Annotated in this window: 4 protein-coding genes and 1 other annotated feature; of the genes, 2 read left to right on the top strand and 2 right to left on the bottom strand. The window is 35.2% G+C overall.

Annotation, left to right across the window (positions count from 1 at the left end; translation table 11 throughout):
- Positions 1 to 124: 124 nt before the first annotated feature.
- Both AB3X49_RS13695 and AB3X49_RS13690 read left to right on the top strand, forming a co-directional pair.
- Complete coding sequence (locus AB3X49_RS13695) at positions 125 to 721, top strand: TetR/AcrR family transcriptional regulator (RefSeq protein WP_002127173.1); 597 nt, start codon at positions 125 to 127, stop codon at positions 719 to 721.
- The gene (locus AB3X49_RS13690) at positions 711 to 1796 is read left to right on the top strand and encodes a DUF418 domain-containing protein (RefSeq protein ID WP_002165899.1); all 1086 of its coding nucleotides are present in this window, start codon (positions 711 to 713) and stop codon (positions 1794 to 1796) included. The genes AB3X49_RS13695 and AB3X49_RS13690 overlap by 11 nt, the downstream gene beginning before the upstream one ends.
- A 52-nt stretch (positions 1797 to 1848) precedes the next feature.
- On the opposite strand, the gene ileS is transcribed toward AB3X49_RS13690, so the two are convergent.
- Complete coding sequence (gene ileS, locus AB3X49_RS13685) at positions 1849 to 4950, bottom strand: isoleucine--tRNA ligase (RefSeq protein WP_367962734.1); 3102 nt, start codon at positions 4948 to 4950, stop codon at positions 1849 to 1851.
- 54 nt (positions 4951 to 5004) lie between these two features.
- Positions 5005 to 5243 (bottom strand) — a binding site (T-box leader).
- A 98-nt stretch (positions 5244 to 5341) separates the two neighbouring features.
- A partial coding sequence (locus AB3X49_RS13680; RefSeq protein ID WP_367962731.1) for a C39 family peptidase occupies positions 5342 to 8637 on the bottom strand: 3296 nt, incomplete at its 5' end.

Genomic DNA, 8637 nt, shown 5'->3' with positions numbered 1-8637 from the left:
TCTTTACATTATGCTTTTTAAAGTAATGTGTAAAAAAATAAGTTATTTTTTACCTAACGATAGGTTGAAAATAATATTAATGAATGATACGATTTATGTAACTTTTTTATTAGGAGGACTTATCATGAGCAAAAGTGAAGAAACACTCTCTTCCATAGTCGAAGCAAGTTATCGACTATTTGCCGGACACGGCATTGCCAAAACGACCTATACAATGATTGCTGAAGAAGTTGGTATTGCCAAGCCATCTATTTATTATTACTTTAAATCTAAAGATGCATTAATTGAAAGTATTTTTAATGAATTATGTGCAGCGATGCAGTTCTCCTCATTCTTTCATACAGAAGAGTTTACGAAAGAGAATTTCATTGAGAAATGTGTTGAAATTGGCTTTAAAATGATAAACGAACAACAGAAAGATCCTTATTTTAATCGTGTATTACAAGAATATGTATTACTATCTTCAAGAAACGATATGTACAAAGATCGATTACTAACTGTACAAACAGAATATTTAAACGGATTTGAATCACTCCTAACAAAAGCAAATGAACTTCAACTCATTCAAAATAAAAATCTAGTTTCAAAAGCTCATATGTTGGCATTAGTACTTGATAATATCGGAAACTTCATGATGTTTGATGTAAATATGAATTATAAACAAATATGGATTGAAGCTGTCCACAGCATATTCGAAAGAAGTGATTCGTATGAAAACTAAAAAACGAATTTTCGGCTTAGATTTTGCTAGAGCGTGGGCAATGTTTGGAATGTTACTAGTTAATTTCATGGTGATAACAGGGGCGGAAGGAAATGGGCCTCCTCTGTTAAAAACCTTTATGACGCTTTTTGAAGGTAGAGCTTCTGCCTTGTTTGTTATACTTGCTGGGATTGGCATAACTTTAATGACTAAATCATCTGTTGCTAGCCAAGAGAAAATAAAAATCAATACCAGCCGAATATTGATTTGGAAACGATCACTATTCTTATTTATTTTAGGATTATTATTGTATGTAATGGAATGGACGGGTGATATTTTACACTACTACGGCGTTTACCTTTTCATCGCTGCATTACTAATTACTGTACGAAGAACTATACTAATATGGCTTTCTATCATTATTTTAATTGCTGCACAATATCTCCAACTTACTTTCAACGCCTTCGAAGGATGGGGAGGCACAATCCCATTTATAAACTATATAGACTTTTGGACCTTAACAGGTTTTCTTCGCAACTTATTTTTTAATGGCTATCACCCTATTTTCCCATGGTTTTCTTTCTTCTTAATCGGTATGATAATTGGCAGGTTAGATCTTCATAATAGGAAAATTAGACATTGGTTGTTCTTACTGGGTTTAACAGTAACCGTAATTATAGAGCTATTATCAAAAGGGTTAACACACCTTTTTATCCCATACATTGGTGAAGCAGCCTCTACATTTTTGTTTAACACAGGACCCATTTTACCCAATATATTATACGTCGCATCCGCTACAGGATCTGCTATTGCTATATTAATAATTTGCCTCTACATTGCTGAAAAATATGAAAATAATTGGTTTGTTACTTCCATTATACAAACAGGACAATTAACATTAACGCATTATGTAAGTCATGTATTTATCGGTATTGGCGCATTGATTGTATTAAATCGTATGGAACATCAAACACTACTTTTCGTTTTATTATTTGCTACTGCATTTTTCATTTTCAGTATTTTATTTAGCGTATTATGGCGAAGGAACTTTTCTAGAGGACCTATCGAATGGATTATGCGGAAAATAACTGATTAATTTATCTTCATACAAAAAAGGAAGTTGGAATGATTCCAACTTCCTTTTTTCTTTAATTAGCCGCGTTTAATTTAATTCGGATCTTTGTCTCACCTAAAGAAAGTTCATCGTCCTCATTCGTTAAGTGACCAAATGTAAATTGCTTGACGAGTAAGTTTTCTTCCAATAAATCTTTATGATTCGTTAACGTTTGCTGTAGTTCTGCTTCTGTATCAAGAATTACATCCACTCGTAAATTAACTGGTAAATTCAACTGCTTACGATATTCTTGAACTGCACGAATAAATTCACGTGCTACTCCTTCTTGTAACAATTCTTCCGTTACATTCGTATCTAACATTACCGTATATTGACCGTTAGTCGTATTTGAAAATCCTGATTTCGCAACTTTCTCTACTAATACATCTTCAGCTGTTACAACTACTTCTTCTCTTGGTGCTACTTCGTAAACTGCTCTTTCTGTAGATACAAAGTGTTGTACTTCTTCTTTTGATAATTGTTTTAGCCAGCCATTTACTGCATTCACGCTTTTACCAAACTTCGGCCCAGCCGTTTTAAAATTCAGCTTTAATTGATAGGACGTATATTTCGTTTCATCGAGTTCAACATGGAACGCTTTTACATTTAGCTCATCCATGATGATATCACGATAAGATTCCCAATCCATATCATTTTCATTATGCGCTAGTAATACAAGTTCTGCTAACGGCTGTTTTACTTTTAATGAATGTTGATTACGATTACTTCTTCCAAGTTCAACAACTTGTAAAACAGCATCCATTTCTGCTTCTAACTCAGGCTGGATAAGTGATTCGTTTACAACCGGATAATCTGCTAAATGAACGCTGCTTCCTTCTAAATTCAGATGAATATCCTCAGCTACAAACGGTGTAAATGGTGCGATTAATTTACTAATTGTTACAAGCACTTCATGAAGCGTTTCATACGCAGCTGCTTTTTCAGGATTCATACCAGATTCCCAGAAACGATTACGTGATCGTCTTACGTACCAGTTACTCACTTCATCTACAAGCGCCGCGATTTCACGAGCTGCATTCGTAAATTGATAATCATCAAGTGCTGTTCTCACTTTTTTCGTTGTGCTATGCAATCTTGATAATACCCATTCATCTAATTTCGTACGTTTAACTTCATACTTTTCTTTCGGATTATACTCATCTAAATTTGCATATAAAACGTAGAAGCTATATACATTGACTAACGTATCTACAAATTTAGATTTTGCTTCCAGTACTGTTCTTTCAGAAAAACGCTTTGCATTCCACGGAGCACTGTCAACAAGTAGAGCCCATCTTAAAGCATCTGCACCAAACTGATTTACTAAATCAACTGGATCTAGTGCATTTCCTTTACTTTTAGACATTTTCTGTCCTTCCTCGTCTAGAACATGCCCTAGTGATAACACTCGTTTATAAGGTACTTTTCCTGTATATAGTGCGGATACTGCTAATAAACTATAAAACCAGCCGCGTGTTTGATCAATTCCCTCTGCAATTACATCTGCTGGAAACTGTTCTTCAAATAACTCTTTATTTTCAAATGGATAATGATATTGTGCAAACGGCATGGAACCACTATCAAACCAAACATCGATTACTTCTGGTGTACGATTCATTGTACTTCCACATTTTTCGCAGCAAACTTGCACTTCATCTACATACGGCTTATGCAATTCTAAATCTTCAGGTGTTTCTTTCGTACTATGCTTTCTTAATTCGGCGATGCTTTTCGGTGAGAATTGATGATCGCAGCTTTCACATTCCCATACGTTTAACGGTGTTCCCCAATATCTATTCCGGCTAATATTCCAGTCCACCATGTTTTCTAAAAACTTACCAAACCGTCCATGCTTCATATGGTCTGGATACCACTTAACAGAATCATTATTTCGTAAAAATGTTTCTTTAATCTCAGTTGTTCGGATTAACCAGCTTTCTCCTGCATAATAAAGTAATGGTGAATCACAGCGCCAGCAATGCGGATAGCTATGTTCATATTTTTCTTTATGATATAGCAAACCTTCTTTAGCTAAATAACGAACGATATCAACGTCACATTCTTTTACAAACTTACCTTTAAGAAATGGTACTGCATCCGTATACTCACCTTTCTCATCTACAACATGTAAGAACGACAATCCTTCACTTTGAACGACTTTATAATCGTCCTCCCCATATGCTGGAGCGATATGAACGAGTCCTGTACCACTATCTGCAGTTACAAAATCTGCTGCAATTGCGTGGTACCCATTTGTAACTTCCTTCATCGGAAACGCTGCTGTATAAGATGTGTTTACTAATTCTTCGCCTTTATGAACGGATAATACTTCATAGTTTTCTTTTAGTACTTCTTGTACACGCTCTTTCGCAACAATGTATACATACCCTTCTTGTTTCGCTTTAACGTATTCCATATTTGGATGTACGGCAAGTGCAACATTCGCTGGAAGTGTCCACGGCGTTGTCGTCCATCCAAGGAAATATTCATTTTCACTATCTTTTACTTTAAACTTAACCGTTGCGCTTAAATCTTTCACTGTTTTATATCCTTGTGCAACTTCATGTGAACTAAGCGATGTTTGACAGCTTGGACAGTACGGTGAAACTCTATGCCCTTTATATAACAAGCCTTTTTCATGAATCGTCCCTAAAATATTCCATACACTTTCGATATATGGATTCTCTAGAGTAACGTATGGATCATCCATATCTACCCAATATCCAATGCTTTCCGTAAATTCACGCCACTGCTTCTCATATGTGAATACACTCTCTTTACACTTTTGAATAAATGGCTCAATGCCGTACTCTTCAATCTCATGCTTACCTGAAATACCAAGTTGTTTTTCAACGCCTAATTCTACAGGTAATCCATGTGTATCCCAGCCAGCTTTTCTTAACACTTTATATCCAGCCATCGTTTTATATCTTGCTACTAAATCTTTAATTGCCCGACCAAGTGCATGGCCGACGTGTGGTAAACCGTTCGCCGTTGGTGGTCCTTCATAAAACACAAACGATTGTGCGCCTTCTCTATTCTGAATTGATTGTTCAAAAATGCCCTGTTCGTTCCACTGCTTACGAATACGTGTTTCTCTCCCTACAGCTGACTCTTTTACATCTACTTTCTTCATGTACAATCACTCCTTTGAATGTTTTAAAAGCACACAAAAAACCCGCCCCTATGAAGTAGGGACGGGTTTACCCGCGTTACCACCCTAATTCTATTAGCTTTTCACTAATAGCACTTAGCAACGTACTAATATACGCGTTCTTTGTAACGGTAGACATCCGTCCGAGCTTACTTTATTCAGCCACGGCTCCTCGGAGATGATTTTCAAATAACGTCTGCACACCGGCTTTCAGCAATACACCGGCTCTCTGGAGAACAGCTCACTATTTTACTCTTTCTCGTCTTCAGATTTGTATACTTTATTAAAAGTTATTTTATGCCATTAAACAATTAATTGTCAACTAATTCGAAATATATTTTTATTTATACCCTTTTTCTCTATTCTTATACAATCACTTTTCAAATTCTCGCAATCCTGCTAAATCTTCATCTTCCTCTGCAAGTTCAGCGAAAAATCCTGTTTCATCTTCACGAAGCACAATTTCAAGTTCATCTCTTGCCTCTTCATTTCTGTTTAATGATGTTAAATAACAAGCATGATCGTATCTTGCTAGCAAGTCAGTAGCATCAATTGCTAATATTTCACTTGTTATTTTTTCTGCCTTTGTCGTTTGCCCAGCTCTATGATACGAAGATGCTAAAGCAAGAAGAATTGCTGTTTCATTTGGATGATGTACAGAAGCGTCTTCTAATAACTGAATCGAGTCCTCAATTCTCTCTTGACTTTGATATATTTCTGCTAAAGCAAGGAATCCTCTACTTACAAATGGCGTTTTCTCAATTAATTGCAAGTGAATTTTTTCGGCTTTTCTTTCTTCGCCTAGCTTACATAATACATTCGCTTGTAGAAGAAGTGTATCATAATCATCCGGTAGCTCGCGAACCATTTGTTTCGTTAATTCAAAAGCATCTCGTAACATATCTTCTTCTTCACACTCAATGAAAAGATTTACAAGTTGCTTCGCTACATCATAATCCCACTTATTTTCTAACGATGTTTGTAAAACCTCTATAGCTTCTTTATTCATCGCCGCATTCTCATAAAATATTGCGAAACGCTGCGCTGCCATACTATTTTTCGGATTTAACTTTAAGGAGATTTCAAATAAATCGATAACAACTGTAATCATTGAAATTTCCTTCGCACGATTTTTCATGCGATAAAATGCTCTTGTAAATATAGATTTTTTCGGTTGCTCATTTTGCTGTCTTTCTACTAATCTTTCGGCAACCGCAGTAGCTGCATACATAAACGCTGTACTTCTTTCTGCTTTTTTCACCTTTAGCGTATGAAGTACGTCTCGTATCTCGGATAATTTTTTATGTTGTTCCATTGCTTTTACGTACACACCAAAAATACGTTCACTTTCCAAATCTTTATGCATTACTTTCAGCGCAACTTCGATTGCTTCTGCACTCTGCTTTTTAACTAGCAATTTCGCATAATGATATAGTACTTCCACATGCGCTTCATCTATTTTCATTGCGCATTCGATATATTCTTTTTCTTTATCTATGTCATTCATCGCGCCAAACACGTATGCAATCGCATCTAAACGCCATGTTTCAGGAACTTCTTCCTCCAATTTTTCTAGTTCAACTAGCAATTCTTCCTGAAGATTCATTTCTACTGAAAGCTGCGCTAAATATTCCATATTTATATGCATTGGTTCTTCTTTCATCGCCTGGACCATATGCTTTTGTTCTTTGGAACGATTCTCTTCTTTTTCGTATATTTCAGCAAGCTGCAAATGTACACCTAAGAAGTTCTTATCCATTTCTAAACATGTTTCATACGCATGCTTTGCTTCTTGAAATTGCCCTAACGCCATGAATGTTTCACCGATACGGAAATACGGCAATGAATCTTGTTTTTTCTTAAGTGCATCATTATACCGTTTTATCGCCTGATCATACTGTCCAATAGATTCATATAAAACACCTGCGTAACAACCGTATTCAATTACATCCTCTTTTTCTTTTTCTAACGTTCTTAAAAATGCTATGCCTCGTTGCACAAAAGCTGTGTCTTTTATTCGATTTACATACTCATCCAACACGCTCGCTATATTAGCGTATACGCTTCGTATACCGTTCTCTAATTTAGAAAGTGCAAGTTTTAACTCTTTTTCATCCTCACCTAATGCCATTTCAGCATCCCATAACACCATACCAGCATTCATAAGGAAATCTTGATTGTCTTCAAATTGCTTATTAATACTGACAATATAGTTTTTTGCATCCTTATATTGTTCCTTTGCCATATAAACTTGAATTAAACCGAAATGAGAATATACATCTTCATTATTTTCTTCTAAAGAACGCTTATATATAGTTTCCGCTTCTTCAAGTTCATCATTTTGAAAATAAAAATCTCCTAAACGAACATATAAAGACGCCTGATCTTCACAATTTTGAATTCCTTGTAATAAAATTTCCTTCGTATTTTTCTCATCATCCAAATCCGATTCATAGATTTCCGAAAGCTTCGTATATAAATAGGGTGCTGTTTTATCTAATTGAATCGCCACTTTAAGTCCTTTTACCGCCAAATACACTTTCCCTAAATACTGAGCACATCTTGCACGTTCATACCATATGTGCGCTTCATATTTATATTCTTTTAATAAATCATTAAAGAATCCATATGCTTCTTCATATCGTTCTAAATCTATTAAAATTAAACCGTGATTTACAAGTGTAAACCTTTCTGGACTACGTTCTATAGCTGTTAGAGAATACTCTAGCCCCTTTTCGGATTGATCCATATACATGTATGATAATGCTAAGAAACTCCACGCAACTGGTTGATCTGCATCCAATTGTAATGATGAACGAAAACTAGCAATCGATTCTGCATAATTATCTTGCTCAAAAGAATAACGTCCATTTATAAAATGATACAACGCTTGATTGCTTTTCTTCTCCACACTTTGAAGCATCTGTCCTGCTTTTTCCATATCCTGCAGACGAATAAAACACTGTGCACTATGCAATTTCACAAAGTCAGAGCTCGGAAACTTTTTCATTAATTTTCCTATACAAAACTGAATAAAATCTTTATCTACTTCAGCATCTAAATATTTAATCGTATATAACCAAGTGTTTGGGTTTTCACTTGTTTCTTTTAAAAATAGTACTAACTTTTCAATTCCCTCTTTATCTTGCTCACCTAAATGATCTGTAAGAGAAAAGATAGTTTTATAATAAGTGTGTTCTTTCTCATTTAAAAATGAAAGTTGTTCCATTCTATCTTTTGGTATAAACGTAATAGCTAAACAATCTGTATAACGATATTTTTCTTGCAACTTATCATATTCCACAAGAATCGGTTCCAAGAAATTCGGATCTTGAATATAAAAAGCTTGCAGTACATCGTCATAACCAGAAAGCACTTGTACATGGGAAGCGTACTCAATATCTATACTTAATAAAACGGGAATACCTTGATTGAGTAATCTCTTATAATTTTCCTCATTCCCTTGAAAATAACGATATTCGTAACCTTGCTCTTCTATATATGTAACTGTATCTGAAAACTTAGAACCTGTTACATCAAAAATATGTTGTGCAATTTCATCTTGCGTACGTTTTTCTCCCCATACCCCTAACATCATTTCCAAACTTGTCGGAACGCAATAGTTATCCTTTTGTACAACCGGAACTATCGGTAAACGAACCTTTTTTC

Origin of the sequence: Bacillus sp. C30, assembly GCF_040838255.1 — a bacterium.
GTDB lineage: Bacteria > Bacillota > Bacilli > Bacillales > Bacillaceae_G > Bacillus_A > Bacillus_A mycoides.
The sequence above is the reverse complement of the archived record's forward strand: the minus strand, read 5'-3'. Positions and strand labels throughout refer to the sequence as shown.

What these genes read in the sequence shown, in the direction of transcription:
- AB3X49_RS13695 (WP_002127173.1), top strand. Translation starts at nt 125, where the DNA reads ATGAGCAAAAGTGAAGAAACACTCTCTTCCATAGTCGAAGCAAGTTAT.
- AB3X49_RS13690 (WP_002165899.1), top strand. Translation starts at nt 711, where the DNA reads ATGAAAACTAAAAAACGAATTTTCGGCTTAGATTTTGCTAGAGCGTGG.
- ileS (WP_367962734.1), bottom strand. Translation starts at nt 4,950, where the DNA reads ATGAAGAAAGTAGATGTAAAAGAGTCAGCTGTAGGGAGAGAAACACGT.